12 protein-coding genes are annotated in these 16006 nt (G+C 68.2%); 5 read left to right on the top strand and 7 right to left on the bottom strand.

The window, feature by feature from the left end:
- Positions 1-5 precede the first annotated feature (5 nt).
- Both AC1RUS_RS06705 and ndk read right to left on the bottom strand, forming a co-directional pair.
- Entirely contained in the window at positions 6-1583 is a 1578-nt protein-coding gene (locus AC1RUS_RS06705; RefSeq protein ID WP_492914317.1) for a tetratricopeptide repeat protein, read from the bottom strand.
- 154 nt (positions 1584-1737) lie between these two features.
- Positions 1738-2157: a nucleoside-diphosphate kinase gene (gene ndk / locus AC1RUS_RS06700; RefSeq protein WP_492914315.1), complete on the bottom strand. Its 420-nt coding sequence runs from the start codon at positions 2155-2157 to the stop codon at positions 1738-1740.
- 96 nt (positions 2158-2253) lie between these two features.
- On the opposite strand from ndk, the gene AC1RUS_RS06695 reads away from it, so the two are divergent.
- Entirely contained in the window at positions 2254-4125 is a 1872-nt protein-coding gene (locus AC1RUS_RS06695) for an ABC-F family ATP-binding cassette domain-containing protein (protein WP_492914313.1), read from the top strand.
- A gap of 65 nt (positions 4126-4190) precedes the next feature.
- On the top strand, positions 4191-5084 hold the full coding sequence (locus AC1RUS_RS06690) for an IMCp domain-containing protein (protein ID WP_492914311.1): 894 nt from the start codon (positions 4191-4193) through the stop codon (positions 5082-5084).
- Between the two features lies 1 nt (position 5085).
- Here the strand turns inward: AC1RUS_RS06690 and AC1RUS_RS06685 are convergent, their stop codons facing one another.
- From AC1RUS_RS06685 to AC1RUS_RS06665, 5 genes are all read right to left on the bottom strand, one after another.
- Entirely contained in the window at positions 5086-7530 is a 2445-nt protein-coding gene (locus AC1RUS_RS06685; RefSeq protein WP_492914309.1) for an MASE1 domain-containing protein, read from the bottom strand.
- Between the two features lie 102 nt (positions 7531-7632).
- Entirely contained in the window at positions 7633-8469 is an 837-nt protein-coding gene (locus AC1RUS_RS06680) for an acid phosphatase (protein WP_492914307.1), read from the bottom strand.
- Between the two features lie 223 nt (positions 8470-8692).
- On the bottom strand, positions 8693-9031 hold the full coding sequence (locus tag AC1RUS_RS06675; RefSeq protein WP_492914305.1) for a peptidase inhibitor I78: 339 nt from the start codon (positions 9029-9031) through the stop codon (positions 8693-8695).
- Positions 9028-9486, bottom strand: coding sequence for a DNA polymerase III subunit chi (locus AC1RUS_RS06670; protein ID WP_492914302.1), 459 nt, complete (start codon positions 9484-9486; stop codon positions 9028-9030). The genes AC1RUS_RS06675 and AC1RUS_RS06670 overlap by 4 nt, the downstream gene beginning before the upstream one ends.
- Positions 9487-9603: 117 nt before the next feature.
- Complete coding sequence (locus tag AC1RUS_RS06665; RefSeq protein ID WP_492914300.1) at positions 9604-11085, bottom strand: leucyl aminopeptidase; 1482 nt, start codon at positions 11083-11085, stop codon at positions 9604-9606.
- A gap of 218 nt (positions 11086-11303) precedes the next feature.
- On the opposite strand from AC1RUS_RS06665, the gene lptF reads away from it, so the two are divergent.
- The 3 genes from lptF to AC1RUS_RS06650 are packed head-to-tail and all read left to right on the top strand — an operon-like array spanning position 11304 to position 15929.
- The gene (lptF, locus tag AC1RUS_RS06660; RefSeq protein WP_492914298.1) at positions 11304-12449 is read left to right on the top strand and encodes an LPS export ABC transporter permease LptF; all 1146 of its coding nucleotides are present in this window, start codon (positions 11304-11306) and stop codon (positions 12447-12449) included.
- 11 nt (positions 12450-12460) lie between these two features.
- Positions 12461-13549: an LPS export ABC transporter permease LptG gene (gene lptG / locus AC1RUS_RS06655; protein WP_492915278.1), complete on the top strand. Its 1089-nt coding sequence runs from the start codon at positions 12461-12463 to the stop codon at positions 13547-13549.
- Between the two features lie 22 nt (positions 13550-13571).
- Complete coding sequence (locus tag AC1RUS_RS06650; protein ID WP_492914296.1) at positions 13572-15929, top strand: LPS-assembly protein LptD; 2358 nt, start codon at positions 13572-13574, stop codon at positions 15927-15929.
- Positions 15930-16006: the final 77 nt, after the last annotated feature.

The raw sequence follows: 16006 nt of genomic DNA, 5'->3' as shown, positions 1-16006 counted from the left end.
TTTCTTCAACGCGGAGGTGAGCCTCCAGGAACAGGGGCCGGCCCCGCGACGCGCGCCATCACGTCCAGCAGCTGCTTGGCCTTCCGGGCCTCGGGCCCGCCATAAGGATCGGCCGAGATCGGCTTGAGCAGCAGGAACGCGCCCTGGGTGTCGTCGGCCATCAGGGAGGCCACCGCGGCGACCAGGCGGATCTTGGTCACCTCCGGCGCCAAGCTCACGGCGCGGCGCAGCAGGGCCAGCCGCTCCGGCGATGGCGTGTCGCCCGTGGCCATGGTCTGAGCCAGCAGGAACAGGGTCTGGTAGTCGTCGGGCTCGATGGCCTGGGCGCGTCGCAGATAGACGCTCGCGGCCGCCTGCAGCTGCACGCGGTGATCGCGGTCCGCCACCGCCCGATAGAGCTTGCTGGACCCCATCAGCCGCAGGGCCTCCAGGTTGCCGGCGTCTTCCTGCAGAAGCTCCTCCAGCAGGCGCTCGCCTTTGTCGCGGTCGCCGATGGTGATCTCCGCCCGGGCCAGGGCCTGGCGACTGTAGCGCTCGTCCGGACGTCGCGCCGCGGCCTTGCGGAAGCGCCTGAGCAGGCCCGCCCGATCGACGGTGAAGCCCGCCTTAAGCTGTTGAAGCTCCAGGATCAGGTCGTTGGCGCCGGCCGGCATCCGGTGGATCCTGATCTCGGGCGGCGCCGGTGGACGGGGGACCGTCGTCAGCACCGGCGCGGTGCGCAGGAACGCCTCCAGCGACGTCTCCAAGGTCTCGATCGGCTGGCCGAACACCTCGCTCCAGGCCGCCTTCAGGTCGTGATCGCCGCCCTCGATGCGGTCCAGATAGGTCGCCAGCCGCGCCTTGCGGTCGGCGTCGGCCCAGAGATAGCGGACCAGCAGCGCCGATTGCGCGTCGTAGCGCTGCTTGTCGGCGTAGCTCCAGTCGTCGCCGCGCTCGGCGATGACGTTGGGAACCGTCTTGAGATTGCGCGACACCTGAGCGTTGTCGAACAGCGCGGGCGTCTGGCCGATCACGACGCTGTCCGCCCGGATGTCGATCGCGCTGTAATAGACCGCCGCGCCCTTGGTCAGCCAGCGCGGCTGGCGGAACGGGAAGTTCTCGCTGAAGAAGTGGTAGGCATAGGCGCCCAGCACGCCATCGTCGCCCTCGGTGTGGTCCGTCTTGGCGAAGAACCGGAAATTGTCGCGGACCACGACGGCGAAGATGTCATCGGGCTCGGCCACGGTCATGAACAGCGATGTGACGGGCGCGCCGGGCAGGAAACGGCGATAGGTCTCGTTGGCGGTCTCGCCGCGATCGACGGGCCGGACCAGGTAGATCGGAAACTTGCGCGGCGACGCCCCGTCCTGCTTGCCGTAGAGCGCGCGCAGCGTCGCATCCAGCGCCTCCAGGTCGGTCACCACCCGGCGAAGAACCTCCGGGCGCTCGTCGGAATAGACGATGACGTGGTCGCTCTCGGCCCGCAGCCAATGGCCGCTGGCCTGGGGCGAAAGCACGACATCGTCGACGGATGTCGTGGCCTGAGCGAGGGCGACGCCCGGCGCGCCGGTGATAAGCACGGCGGTCAGCAGGCCGAGCGCCATGATCCTCCGTCTCGCCACCCTCGCTCCCCCGCGCGACTCTCGTCGGCGGCAGAATAGGAAGGCGGTCGGGGATTGGAATGCTCGGCGCGATCGCCCAACGAAAAAGGCCGGAGCTTTCGCCCCGGCCTTTCGCGTCTCGTAAGGCGTGAAAGCCTTAGCCGACGATCTCTTCGTCCTTGAAGAACTGGGCGATTTCGATGCCCGCGTTCTCGAGGCTGTCCGAACCATGGACCGAGTTCTCGCCGATCGACAGGGCGAACAGCTTGCGGATGGTGCCCTCGTCGGCGTTCTCCGGGTTGGTCGCGCCCATCACTTCGCGGTACTTCAGGACGGCGTTGTCGCCTTCCAGCACCTGAACGACGACGGGTTCAGCGGTCATCTGGCCGACGAGTTCGCCGTAGAACGGGCGCTCGGCGTGCACTTCGTAGAACTTCTTGGCTTGGGCTTCGGTCAGCTTCACGCGACGCTGAGCGACGATGCGGAGGCCAGCGGCCTCGATCACCGCGTTGATGGCGCCGGTCAGGTTGCGACGCGTCGCGTCCGGCTTGATGATCGAGAAGGTGCGTTCGGTCACGAAGATATCTCACACATAAAGTTGTGAATTGGGAGGTTGCGGGCTTATAGCCGGGCGCTCCCTCCCCGCCAACCCGCCGCGTACCTTCAAAATCAAATGCTTCAGATCAAAGACCTGACCTTTAACGCCTGGGGACGGAAGTTCTTCGACCACGCCAGCGTCAGCCTGCCGCCCGGCGCCAAGGTCGGCCTGATCGGTCGCAACGGCGTGGGCAAGTCGACGCTGTTCAAGTTGATCCTGGGCCAGTTGCACGCCGGCGACGACGAGATCAGCCTGCCCAAGGCCGCGCGCATCGGTTCGGTGGACCAGGAGCACCCCGCCACCCCCTTCACCCTGCTGGAGACGGTGCTGGAGGCCGACGAGGAGCGCCACGGCCTGCTGACGCGGCTGGAGACGGCCGATCCCGAGGACATGGGCGAAATCTGGGCCCGGCTGATCGAGATCGATTCCGACGCGGCGCCCGCCAAGGCTTCCGAAATCCTGGTCGGCCTGGGCTTCTCCCAAGAAGACCTGGCCCGGCCGATGAGCGAGTTCTCGGGCGGCTGGCGCATGCGCGTGGCCCTGGCTGCGGCGCTGTTCGCGGAGCCCGACATGCTGCTGCTGGACGAACCGACCAACTATCTGGACCTGGAAGGCGCGCTCTGGCTTGAAGCCCGCCTGCAGAAGTACCCGCACACCGCCCTGATCGTCAGCCACGACCGCGAGCTGCTCAACAACAGCTGTACGCACATGCTGCACCTGGCCGGCGGCAAGCTGGAGCTCTACACCGGCGGCTACGACGACTTCGAAAAGCGCCGCGCCGAGAAGGCTCGCCTGCAACTGTCGGCCAAGGCCAAGCAGGACGCCGAGCGCGCCCACCTGCAGGCCTTCGTCGACCGCTTCAAGGCCAAGGCCTCCAAGGCCGCTCAGGCCCAGTCGCGCATGAAGCGCCTGGCCAAGATGGAGCCGGTGTCCACCACGATCGAGGAGCGCGTCGCGCCTTTCACCCTGCCCTCGCCGCCGCGCCCGCTGCCGCCGCCGCTCATTCGCCTGGAACGGGCCAATGTGGGCTACGAGGAAGGCCGCTCGATCCTCAAGAACCTCAACCTGCGCATGGACCTGGACGACCGCATCGGTCTTCTGGGCGTCAACGGCGCGGGCAAGTCGACCTTCGCCAAGATGATCGCCGGCGCGCTGGGCGTGCAGTCGGGCGAATTCCACCGCGACAAGAAGATGAAGGTCGGCTGGTTCCATCAGCACCAGATCGAGGCGATGGATCCCGAAGACACGCCGCTGGAGATCATCCGGCGGGCCATGCCGGAGGCGTCCGAGAGCTCGCGCCGCTCGAAACTGGCCCAGTTCGGGCTGGGCTTCGAGAAGCAGGAGACCAAGGTCGAGAGCCTGTCGGGCGGCGAGCGCGCGCGCCTGCTGCTGAACCTGGTGGCGATGGATGCGCCGCACATGCTGATCCTCGACGAGCCGACCAACCACCTGGACATCGACAGCCGCCGGGCCCTGCTGGACGCGCTGAACGACTACATGGGCGCGGTGATCCTGATCACCCACGACCGCTCGCTGATGGAGCTGGTGGCCGACCGCCTATGGCTGGCCGCCGACGGCACGGTGAAGCCCTTCGACGGCGACATGGACGATTACGCCAAGTTCGTGCTGGACCGCGCCAAGCAGTCGGTGAAGCCCACTCAGGTGGCGCGCGAGCCGGCCAAGGGCGCCGAACCCGCCGCCGCGCCGAAGAAGACGGTGGCCATCGAGCCCCTGAAGCGCAAGATCGAAGCCGCCGAGCAGGTCGTCACCCGCACGACCCGACAGCTCGCCGAGCTCGACGCCCAGCTGGCCGATCCGCAGCTCTACAAGAACCCGACCAAGTTGGCGGAGTTCACAAAGCGCCGCGACAACGCCAAGTCCAAACTGGACGAGGCCGAAGCGACGTGGATGAGCCTGGCCGAGGAGCTGGCGGCCGCCGAGGCCTGATCGGGCCCGGTTCTTGCGGCGGTCGCGCACGGAGTCCCTTTGCGGGACAGTGCGAGTACGCTGCGATGACCTTCAAGAGCTTCCTGATGATCGGCGCGCTGGGGTTCGTGGCCACGCCGGCCCTGGCCGACGGCTTCCCGGCCGGCGTCAGTTACACGCCCAATCCCCGTCCCGTCGTGCGACACAAGGCCAAGCCCGTGCGGCGGGCTCCGGCCCGGACGGTGGTGATCGAGAAGATCGTCAAGGTCCCGGTCTATGTCGACCATCCGGTCGAGAAGATCGTCGAGAAGCCCGTCTATATAGACCGCCCCGTCGATCGCGTGGTCGAAAAACGCGTCGAGATCCCCGTCGATCGCCCGGTGTTCGTCGACCGCCCGGTCGAGCGGATCGTGGAGAAGCGCGTCGAGGTGCCGGTCGTCAAGGTGATCGAAAAGCCCGTCTATATCGACCGGCCGGTGGACCGGGTGATCGAGAAGCGCGTCGAGGTTCCGGTCGACCGCCCCGTCTATATCGAGCGTCCGGTCTATGTGGACCGTACGCCGCCGCGCCGCGACGAGCGGCATGAAGAACGTCGCGGCGGAGTCGTCTACGAGTCCAGCGAGAGCAGCTACGAGTCGGAATCCTATTCCAGCAGCAGCGAGGAAAGCCGCTGGCGGCAGGGGCAAGCCTATGGCCAGGCCTACGACTACAACCCGATGACCGGCCAGCCGGACTATCTGATAACGGGCCTGAACATCTACGGCACCACGGCCCGCTACGGCGCTGGCGGCGGCTGGATCCCGCGCGTGGCGTCGGGCGGTTCGGCCTCGGCCTGGGGCGCCAGCCGCGCCTATGGCTCGGCCACGGCGTCGTCCAGCGCCCGGGCCAGCGCTTCGTCGTCGGTCAGCGTCCATGTGGGCGGCTCGACCAAGGGCGGCGGACACAGCGGTGGCGGCGGCTGCTGCAAGGGCCGCTGGTAGGTCAGGCCGCCAGCGCCAGGGCGATCGCCGTGACCAGCGAGGCCACGGTCATCGGCTTGGGCACCGCCCCGTCGAACACCGCGGCCGGCTTGCCCGCCCGCACGTCGGCCGAGAAGGCGATGATCGGCGCGCCAGCACTGGGACCACGCCCCGCCCGGATCCGCTCGGCCGCCTGAGCGCCGTCCAGGCGCGGCATGCGCAGGTCCATCAGGATGACGTCGAAGATCTCGGCCTGGGCGGCGATCACGCCCTCCTCGCCGTCGACGGCCTCTGACACCTCGGCCTGGAAAGCCTCCAGCACCGTGCGGACCAGCTCGCGATTGGCGGCGTTGTCGTCGACCACCAGCACCCGGCAGCCGACCGGCAGGCTGGGCAGCTCGGCGTGTTCCTCGGGCTCCGGCTCGGCGACGATGGGGGCCGGCAGGTCGAAGGCGAAGCACGTGCCCTGCCCCACTTGGCTCTCGACGCCGATCTGACCGCCCATCAGCTCGACCAAGCCCTTGCTGATCGCCAGGCCCAGACCCGCGCCGCCGTGCATCCGGCTGATCGAGACGTCGAGCTGCGAGAACCGCATGAATAGCAGCGGCAGATCCTCGGGCGCGATCCCCCGCCCGGTGTCGATGATCTCGAAGTTCAGTTTCTGATCGCCGGCGTCATAGGCCAGCCGCGCCGTCACATAGCCGGCCTCGGTGAACTTGATGGCGTTGCCCACCAGATTGACCAGCACCTGCCGCAGGCGCTCGGGATCCAGCCACAGGCCCTCGGGCAAGGCGTCCAGCCCCTCCGCGCCCAGGCGCAGTCCCTTCACCTCGGCCGAGCGGGCGAAGATGTCGAGCACCTCGCGCACCAGGTCGGCGGCGGCGGTGCGGCGCGGCTTGAACTCCAGGTGGCCGGCGTCGAGCTTGGAGAAGTCCAGGATGTCGTCGATCGTCGCCAGCAGCGAGCGGCCGCCGTCCAGGATGCGGGCCACCTGGCGGCGGGTGTCGCTGGAGAGCTCGGGCTGGTCCTCGACCAGGTTGGCGAAGCCGATCACCGCCGTCAGCGGCGTGCGCAGCTCGTGGCTCATATTGGCCAGGAACTCGCCCTTGGCGGCGGCGGCGGCCTCGGCCCGGGCCTGGGCCTCGCGCAGGTCGTGCTCCAGCTTCTTGCGGGCGGTGATGTCGCGGACGATGTCGGTGATGCCGATCTTCTTGCCGCTGACCGGGTCGCGCGCCAGGGTCGGGCGGGACTCCAGCCAGATCAGCGCGCCATCCTTGCGATAGGCCTGGTACTCGATGCGGTCGGGCGCGCCGACCACGCGGCCGCTGACCTGCTCCTGACTGATCTTCATGACCTGGTCGAGATCGTCGGGATGGACCAGCTCGATGGCGCGCGTGCCGATCATTTCCTCGGGCGTGTAGCCCAGCACCGCCGTCACCGCCGGCGAGATGTAGGTCACCTTGCCGTCCAGGCCGCTGTGGACGATGACGTCCAGGGCGTTCTCGGTCAGCACGCGATAGCGGGCCTCACTGCGGGCCACCGCCTCGCTGGCCTTGGCCATATCGTCCAGGATGTGCCGCCGCTGGCGCTGGAAGGCGGCCACCGGCAGGCTGACGAAGATCGACACCGCCAGGAACAGCTGCAGCACCAGCGACTGCTCGGCCGCGCCCTCGATCAGCTGGATCGGTCCGTGTCCCGACATGGTCGCCAGCACGGCCACGGCCGCCACCAGGGTGGCGCCCAGCACGCCGCCGATCACCTCCTGGCGCGCGGCGACCAGCAGCATCAGCGGCGGGACCACGAACAGCAGCGGATAGCGGCTCTGCAGGAACACCCAGTCGGTGGCGACCACCAGAACCAGGATCGACAGCACCCCGTCCCGCGACCAGGGCCGCTCGCGCAGATAGGCCCGGGCCTGGCTCAGCACCAGCAGACAGGGCGTCAGGGTCAGGACGCCCAGGATGTCGCCCAGCACCCAAACCACCAGGTTACCCCACAGGTCCCCGCCTCGCGTGGCGGTGTGGTAGAGCGACGAGGCCGCGCCGGTGACCGTCGGAACCAGGAAGCCGGCCAGGCCGACGAAGACGATCATGTCGCGCGGCCGGCCAAGGTCGATATGGCGGCCCAGCACCCGGCGCACGGTCCAGGCGCAGGCCCAGACCTGGAAGACGTTGCTGGGCATCAGGACGAAGTTGATCGCCACCGAGTCGCCGGCGTGCAGCCCGGCCACTAGGCCCGCCGCCAGGGTGACGGCCAGCATCCAGGCCCATCGGCGGGTATCGACCGCCAGCAGACACGCCACGACGAAGCCGTTGGACAGCCAGATCGGCGTCACCTGATTGTAGGCGCGGGGGATCTCGACGCAGAGATAGGCCAGCAGGCCAAAGCCCAGGCCGGAGATCAGCGCTGCCGCGATCGTCCGCAGCGTGTCGTGACGAGAAACGAGCGGGCTGGGCGCCAGGGTCATGAGTCCGGTGTCAGGCGGAGAATCCGCGCGGTCGCACCCTTATTCCATTTCGCCGCCGTCACTTCCACACGCGCGTTTCGCGCGGCAAAGCGACAGAAGGTCTCACGGCGTGACCTTGGCCGCCTGGGCTTCGACCGCGCAGGCGGCCGCCGAGGGCGCGCTGCCCGAGCGGGCCAAAGAAGTCAGTTCGACGCGCGAGGCCAGCAGATCGCTGCGGAAATCGGGCGCGGCGTGCACGGCCGCCACCATCGCCGCCCCCACCAGGCGACCGGCGTCGACCGCGCTGGCGCTGTGGGCGCCGCAGACGACGCGGCTTTCGCCATAGACGCGGCCGCGGGCCAGCAGGGCGTCGGCCCTGTCCGGCGCGGCCTCGGCCAGCAGCAGGGCCACGGCCCAGCCCCAGGCGGCATGGCCCGACGGATAGTCGGGACTGCGCATCAGCTGGTCGGTCTTGGGAATGCAGATCTCGCCCGGATTGCTCAGGAACGGCCGCGAGCGGTTGAAGCCCGCCTTGGCCGCCTCGATCACCGGGGCCTGGTCGCGGGCGAAGCGCTCCAGCATGGCGTTGGTCGCTGGCGCGCTGGCTGGGCCCAGGTCCACGCCCAGGGCGCAGCTGAAGGCCTTCAGGGTGGCCGGAACGCTTTGATCGGCGTCGGCCTGGGCCAGGCTCCAGCGCGGCGTGCCGCGCAAGGCGCGGGTCTTGAGGAAGGTCTGGCGATCGGCGGCGTCCTGGGCCGAGCCCGCCGCCGGCGGTCCCGGCAGCAGGCGCAGGGGCTGCACCGCGCCCGGGGCCAGATAGCCGCTGGCCCCGCCGTTGGAATAGGCCTCCTCGACGCCCGCGCCCACCGCACCCGGCCGGGCGCGACCGTCGGACGACGGCAACAGCATGATGGTCACCGCGCCGATGGCGAAGCCGGCCACGACCGCCACGGCGAGCATGGCGACCAGCGGCCCGGCCGCCTTGCCCTTCGAGGCGCTTTTAGACGCGCTCCTCGACGACGCGGAGGACGAAGACGAGGATGACGCACTGGAACGTCGCCGCGAGCTTCGCTCGCCGCCCTCGTGATCCTGACTGCTCATGCCCCCTCCGTTCGGACCGCCCTCGTCGAGCCTGTCCGATCCCTTCCCGTCCGCCAAGGTGTTTCGAAGACTTATCGCGCGGCTATCCGCACTTGACCTCTTTGACCACGCCGGTGTCGGCGTCGAACAGGATGTTCAGGCGGTCGGGCCGGAAGTCCATGGTCACCGGACAGGTCGTGCAGGCCACGCGCCAGCGGGTCGGGTCGACCGGAGCCGGCAGGTCGGTGCGCTTCTTGCCGACGAAGGCCTTGGCGTCGGCCATGCCGCACTGGTCCTTGGGCTGGGGCGGCGCGATGGCGACCGGCGGCGGCGCGACCGGGGTTTCCGGAGGCGGCAGAGGCGCGGGCGGCGGCGCGCTGGAGCACGACACGGCCAGGATCGCCATCGCCAGACCCGCGCCCGCCATCATCAAACGCTTCATGCCTGCTTCTCCCAACCGCGTTCGGCCTGGCGCCAGTAGGACACTGGGTGGCCCGCCTTCTTGAAACCCGCCCAACGGCCCCGGGCCTGGGCGAGCGCCGACTCGTCGCGCCCGTCGAACAATAGGATGCAACGCGACAGGCCGGCCAGATCACCCGGCTCGGCCCCGTCGATGAGGAACAACGCGTCACGCCCCGGCGGGTTGTCCGGCTGGTCGGTCAGCAGCACCGGCTGGCGCTCGGCCATCGGCTCGCTGGCCAGGCCGTGCGGCAGGAAGGTCTCGTCGCGATAGGTCCACAGATGGCCGTCGAGACCCTCCATGCGGACACGATCGACGCCGCGCACCAGGGCCTTCCAGCCTCGCCCCAGAGTCTTTTCCAGCAGCTCGGGCAGCACCTGTTCAGGGCCGCTCCGCTCCAGATGGTAGAACCAGACCTCGCAGGGGCTGTCGGTCATTCAAGTTTCCCTGTCATCCCAGGCGCAGCGTAACGAAGACCCGGGACCGCGGCGAGCGTCGGCTTATCTTGCGGTCCCGGATCGGCCTGAAGGCCGTCCGGGATGACAATGAGGGCGTCAGCTTTCGTAGGCGTCGGCGACCAAGCGGTTGAGCAGACGCACGCCGAAGCCGACCGCGCCGTCCGGCACGGTGGGGTCGGTCGAGGGCTTGCGCCAGGCGACCGAGGCGATGTCGAGGTGCGCCCACGGCGTGCCGTTGACGAACTTCTGCAGGAACAGGCCCGCCGTGATCGAGCCGGCCGGGCGGCCGCCGATGTTCTTCATGTCGGCGATCGGGCTCTCGATCTGCTTCTCATAGGCGGCCGGCAGCGGCAGGCGCCACAGCTTCTCGCGCTCGCCGGCGCCAGCGGCAAGAAGTTTCTCGGACAAGCCATCGTTATTGCTGAACAAACCGGCGTAGTCATGACCCAGCGAGATGATGATCGCGCCGGTCAGGGTGGCCAGGTCGATCATGAACTGCGGCTTGAAGCGGTCCTGGCAGTACCAGAGGGCGTCGGCCAGAACGAGGCGGCCTTCAGCGTCGGTGTTGATGACCTCGATGGTCTGGCCCGACATCGAGGTGACCACGTCGCCGGGACGCTGGGCGTTGCCGTCGGGCATGTTCTCAACCAGGCCCAAGATGCCGATGGCGTTGACCTTGGCCTTGCGGCCCGCCAGGGCATGCATGACGCCGGTCACGGCGGCGGCGCCGCCCATGTCCCACTTCATGTCTTCCATGCCGTCGGCCGGCTTGATGCTGATGCCGCCGGTGTCGAAGCAGACGCCCTTGCCGACGAAGGCGATGGGCTGGGCGGACTTATCGGCCGCGCCGGTCCACTTCATGATCACCAACTGGCTCTCGCGGACGGAGCCCTGCCCGACGCCCAGCAGGCTGCCCATGCCCAGCTCGGCCATCTGGGCCTCGCCGAGGATCTCGACCTCCAGGCCCAGGCTCTCCAGGCTCTTGGCGCGGGCGGCGAACTCTTCGGGATGCAGGATGTTGGCCGGCTCGGAGACCAGGTCGCGGCTGAAGAGGATGGCTTCGGCCAGGGCGTCCAGCCCCTCGAACACCTTGGCGGCCTTGACCGGATCGGCGGCGGCCACCTTCACGACCTGGACCGAGGGCTTCTTCTCGGGCTTCTCGGTGGTGCGGTACTTGTCGAAGCGATAGGCGGCCAGCTTGACGCCGAAGGCGGCGCGGGCGGCGGTCTCGGCGTCGGCGCCCAGCTTCAGCACCAGTTCGGTGACCCCCGAGGTCTTCACGGCCTGGAAGGCGGCTGCGGCGGCGATCTCGACCGTCTCGGGCTCGACCGCGCCAACGCCGTCGACGCCGATCAGCACGACGCGAGCGGCCTCCAGGCCGTGCGGGGCGACGAGATCGAGGGTCTGGCCCTTGGCGCCGGTGAACCGGCCGCCGGCGATGGCCCGCGCCAGAGCGCCGCCGGTGGCCTCGTCGACCACGCGCGCTTCCGGCGACAGCGCCGCGGCTTCATGGGCCAGAACCGCGAGGGCGGCCGTGGCGCCGGCCTGGACATCGGCGGGGACGAACTCGATACGCATGACGCGCTCCATGAAATCAGCTTGGCGAAAAGCGATCGTCCGTGACGACCGTCTCACCTCGATCAGGCGGCATAGTCCAACCCTTGTCCCGAGAAAAGACTTCCGGCGAGACGGCTCGCGCGGTGAGCGGTTGTGCCGATGCGAAACGCCCGTGTAGAACACCCGTCTTCCGTGGGGGTTCGCATTTTTCGAATCCGCTCGCCCGAACCCCATTTTCGATGCGCCTGATCGAACGCTACCTCTTCCGCCAATTGCTGGGTCCGACGCTGCTGGCGACGGCGGCCCTGGCGGCGCTCGCCTTGCTGGCGCGCAGCCTGTCGGAGTTCGACGTGCTGGTGGAACAACGCCAGAGCGCGTTGGTTTTCCTCAAGATCATCACGCTGGCCCTGCCCCAGCTCTTGAACATCGTGCTGCCGATCGCCCTGTTCGTCGCCGCGCTGGTGGCGCTGAATAGGCTCCATACCGAGCAGGAGATCGTGGTCTGCTTCGCGGGCGGCATGAGTCGCTGGCGAGTGATCTCGCCGGCCATGCGCCTGGCGGTGATGGCGGCCCTGTTCTCGCTGTTCCTGGGCCTGTGGGTGCAGCCCTGGGCCGCCCGGCAGATCCGCGAGACCGCCTTCCAGGTGAAGACCGACGTGGCCTCCACCCTGGTCCAGCCCGGACAGTTCACCGAGCCGGGTCCAGGCCTGACGGTCTATGCCCAGTCGATCGACCGCAACAACCTGATCCACAACCTCTTCATCCACCAGGAACGGCCCGACGGCGGCGCCTCGACCTATTCGTCGCGCGAGGCGGTGATCGCCACCCGCAACGGCGTGCCGGTGCTGATCATGCTGAAGGGGTCCAATCAGCAGTTCTCCAAGGCCGGCGTGCTGCAATACACCTCGTTCGAGGAATACACCTTCGACCTGTCGTCGCTGTTCCAGAGCGACGAGCTGCTGCACTACAAGATCGCCGACCGCTATCTGCACGAGCTGTTCTTCCCCGACATGACCCAGGAATGGGAGCAGAAGAACCGCGTCGAGATGCTGGCCGAGGGCCATTCGCGCTTCGCCGGGCCGCTCTACAACATCGCCCTGATGGCCATGGCCCTGGCGGCCGTGATCGGCGGCCAGTTCAGCCGCATGGGCTATGGCAAGCGGATGGCCAGCATCGGCGCGGCCGCCGCCGTGGTGCGGATCGTCGGCTTCGGCGTGCAGGCGGCCTGCGAGGACAGCGCCTGGCTGAACATCCTGCAATACGTGGTGCCCATGGCCGCCACTTGGTGGGGGCTGTCGCAGGTCTTCCGGCAGAAGGTCTCACGCTACGTCGCCATCAGCCGCCGCCGCAGCGCCTACGCGGCCGCCCAGGGAGGCGCGGCGTGATCGGCGTGGGCATGCTGGAGCGCTATGTCCTGAAGCGGACCATGGCCTCGCTGGGCGCGGCCCTGGCCGTGCTGGGCTCGATGGTGATGCTGATCGCCTTCGTCGACATCGCCCGCAATGTCGGCACCCGCGCGGACGTCGGCTTTCTCGAGCTGCTGTACCTGACCATCCTGCAGGCCCCGGCCACCATATTGGTGCTGACGCCGTTCATCTTCCTGTTCGGCACCCTGGGGGCCTTCGTCGGCCTCAACCGGCGCAGCGAGCTGATCGCCATGCGCGCGGCCGGCGTCTCGGCCTGGCGCTTCATCTTCCCGGCGGCCACGGCGGCCTTCCTGATGGGCGTGGTGACCATCACCCTGCTCAACCCGCTGAGCACGGCGATGACGGCGCAGTACGAGACCACGCGCGACGCGATGATGGAGAACTATCTGAAGTCGGCGCCCAAGGGCACTTGGCTGCGCCAGGGCGACGACACCACCCAGATCGTCATCCACGCCCGGGCTCGCGACCAGATCGAGGGCTCGGTCCGCCTGCGCGGCGTGTCGCTGTTCATCTACACGCTCAACAGCAAGGGCGTGATGGACTTCTCTCGCCGCATTGAGGCCAACGAGGCGCGCCTGGAGCCCGGCTTCTGGCGGCTGATCGGCGTGCGCGAGGCCACGCCCGGCGCCGGGGCGATTCGCTCCGAGAGCCTGTCGATCCCGTCCAATCTCGACGATCGCACCGCGTCCGAGCGCTTCAACTCGCCCCAGGCTGTGGCTTTGTGGCGACTGCCGGTGACGATCAAGCACACCGAGGACGCCGGCTTCTCGGCCACGGCCTTCCGCCTGCGCTTCCACCAGATCCTGGCCACGCCTCTGCTTTTCGCCGCCATGTCGGTGCTGGCGGCGGCGTTCTCGCTGCGCCTGATGCGTCTCGGGGGCCTGGCGGCGCTCGCCGGCTCTGGCGTGGCGCTCGGTTTCGGGTTCTTCTTCTTCAATGAGCTTTGCAGCGCATTGGCGAAGGCTGACGTCCTGCATCCAGCGATCGCCGCTTGGACGCCTCCGCTCGTCGCGCTTTTGGCGGGCTTCACCCTGCTTTGCTATACCGAGGATGGTTGAGTCCGTGTCTCCGAGGTCGTTCATGATGGATCAGCGCCAAGGCGCGTCGCTCAGCGCGCGCGTGAGGTTGCTCGCGGGCGTCGCCGGGCTCGTGCTCGCCGCCTCGGCGGCGCACGCTCAGCAGAGCCTCGCCGAGGTCCCGCCCGTGCCGGTGGTCAAGGCCCCGCCGTCCGACGGCCTGGGGACCGACGGCTACTACCTCGAGTCCGACCTGCTGATCCGGGACGACAAGACCCACACCCTGACCGCGCGCGGCGACGTCGAGGCGCGCTATGAGGGCCGCACCCTGCGCGCCGACGAGGTGGTCTACGACACCGAGGCGGGCGTCGTGACCGCCAAGGGCAAGGTGCAGCTGATCAACGCCGACGGCACCGCCCAGTTCGCCGACGAGATGACCCTGGACAAGGATTTGAAGGCCGGCTTCGCGCTAGGCTTCTCGGCGCGGATGGACAAGAACGTCAAGATCGCCGCCGCGTCGGCGATCAAGCGCAACGAGACCATCACCGAACTGAACCAGGCGATCTACACGCCCTGCGAGGTCTGCGCCGAGAAGCCGACCCCGACCTGGTCGGTGGCCGCCGACCGCGTGGTGCAGGATAAGCAGCGCCAACTGGTCTACTACAAGAACGCGGTCATTCGCCTGTGGGGCGCGCCGCTGATGTACCTGCCGGTGTTCTGGCACCCGGATCCGCAGGCCAAGGCCAGCTCGGGCTTCCTGACGCCCAAGCTGGGCGCCTCCAAGCGCCGGGGGATGTCGTACCAGCAGCCCTATCTGTACGTGATCTCGCCGTCTCAGGATGTGGTCGTAAGTCCCCAAATCAATTCAAGTGTTAACCCGTTCCTGAACGTCAATTGGCGCAAGCGCTTCTACTCGGGCTACGCCGAGGCGCGGGTGGGCTACACCTACGAAAAGGACATCGACAACCGCGGCGAGCGCTTCGGCGAGGCCACCTCGCGCAGCTACATCCTGGCAAGGGGCCTGTTCGACATCAACAACGAGTGGAAGTGGGGCTTCAGCGCGGAAAGAGTTTCCGACAAGCTGTTGTTCGACAACTACAATATCAACGACGTCTACCAGACACGCGGCTTGTTCACGAGCGAGGATCGCCGCCTCAATTCGCAGATCTACACCACCCGCCAGGACAAGCAGTCGTACCTGTCGATCTCGGCGATCTCGGTGCAGGGCCTGCGGGTGTCGGGCACCGATCCGGTCACCGGCCTGGCCAGCTTCGAGAACAGCGACGTCTTCCCGTTCATCGGCCCGCTGGTCGAGGCCCGCTGGCAGCCTGAGGTGCCCGTGCTGGGCGGTCGCCTGCGCGTCCAGGGCTCGGGCGTCGTCCTGACCCGCGCTGAGTCGCCCTACAGCGCCACGGCCAGCGGCGTCGACAGCCAGCGCGGCAGCGTCAACGCCGACTGGCGCTCAAACATCACGCTGAAGTCGGGCATGCGGATCTCGCCGTTCGTCCAGGCCCGCGGCGACGCCTACCACATCAGCGACCTGCCCGGCGCCAGCGCCAGCCAGAACTATTCCCGAGCCTTGGGCGTGACCGGCGTCGACCTCAGCTATCCGCTGTTCAAGGCCCTGAAGAACGGCAGCATCGTGCTGGAGCCCCTGGCCCAGATCGCCGTCGGCTCCGACAGCCGGCGCGTGCCGGTGGTGGTCGGGACGTCGGGAACGACCAGCTACATCTACAACGAGGACAGCACCTCGTTCGAGTTCGACGAGACCAACCTGTTCCGCGCCAACAAGTCGCCGGGCTTCGACCTCTACGAGGGCGGCCAGCGCCTGAACGTCGGCGGCCGGGCCACCGTCAGCTATGCCGACGGACGCGGCGCCAGCCTACTGGTCGGCCGCAGCTTCCGCTCGGAGACCGACCTGCTGCTGCCCAGCCGCTCGGGCCTGCAGAACAAGTCCTCGGACTGGATCGTGGCCGGCACGGTGACGCCGGTCCGGGGCGTCAACGCCTTTGTCCGCACCCGCTACGCGCCCGATCAGGACAGCAACAAGTTCCGCCGCATCGAGGCGGGCCTGGATGCCTATCGCGACCGCGCCAACGGGTCGATTCGCTACATCAAGGACCAGCAGGACGCCGGTGGGAATCCGCTTGAAACCTTCGAAATGCGTGGACAACTCAATCTGACCAAGCGCTGGGGCGTCACGGCCTACGGGCAGCATGATCTGGTCGCCGGGGTGTGGCGCCGCCGCGATTTCGGCGTCGTCTACAACGATGACTGCATCCGGATCGACGTGATCTACCAGAACGAAGACCGTTACAGCCAGGTCGCTACGGGTGGCCTGAAGCTGAAGTCCGACGAATCCATCGTGCTGCGCCTAACGCTCGCCACATTGGGTGATACAGGTTACAGCGACTTAAATTGATCCGCGGCGCCGCTTGGCGCGCGTGGTTTATGCGCGCGTGATCGGCATGCCCGCTCTAGAGGAACGACACTACCCAT

Source organism: Caulobacter sp. GW821-FHT10F06 (genome assembly GCF_058809215.1).
This window is presented reverse-complemented; position numbering and strand designations above follow the sequence as displayed.

Coding starts and splice junctions, on each gene's coding strand:
- AC1RUS_RS06705 (WP_492914317.1), bottom strand. CDS start 1,583: ATGGCGCTCGGCCTGCTGACCGCCGTGCTTATCACCGGCGCGCCGGGC.
- AC1RUS_RS06665 (WP_492914300.1), bottom strand. CDS start 11,085: ATGCGTATCGAGTTCGTCCCCGCCGATGTCCAGGCCGGCGCCACGGCC.
- AC1RUS_RS06670 (WP_492914302.1), bottom strand. CDS start 9,486: ATGACCGACAGCCCCTGCGAGGTCTGGTTCTACCATCTGGAGCGGAGC.
- AC1RUS_RS06695 (WP_492914313.1), top strand. CDS start 2,254: ATGCTTCAGATCAAAGACCTGACCTTTAACGCCTGGGGACGGAAGTTC.
- lptF (WP_492914298.1), top strand. CDS start 11,304: ATGCGCCTGATCGAACGCTACCTCTTCCGCCAATTGCTGGGTCCGACG.
- AC1RUS_RS06675 (WP_492914305.1), bottom strand. CDS start 9,031: ATGAAGCGTTTGATGATGGCGGGCGCGGGTCTGGCGATGGCGATCCTG.
- AC1RUS_RS06685 (WP_492914309.1), bottom strand. CDS start 7,530: ATGACCCTGGCGCCCAGCCCGCTCGTTTCTCGTCACGACACGCTGCGG.
- lptG (WP_492915278.1), top strand. CDS start 12,461: ATGCTGGAGCGCTATGTCCTGAAGCGGACCATGGCCTCGCTGGGCGCG.
- AC1RUS_RS06690 (WP_492914311.1), top strand. CDS start 4,191: ATGACCTTCAAGAGCTTCCTGATGATCGGCGCGCTGGGGTTCGTGGCC.
- AC1RUS_RS06650 (WP_492914296.1), top strand. CDS start 13,572: ATGATGGATCAGCGCCAAGGCGCGTCGCTCAGCGCGCGCGTGAGGTTG.
- AC1RUS_RS06680 (WP_492914307.1), bottom strand. CDS start 8,469: ATGCTCGCCGTGGCGGTCGTGGCCGGCTTCGCCATCGGCGCGGTGACC.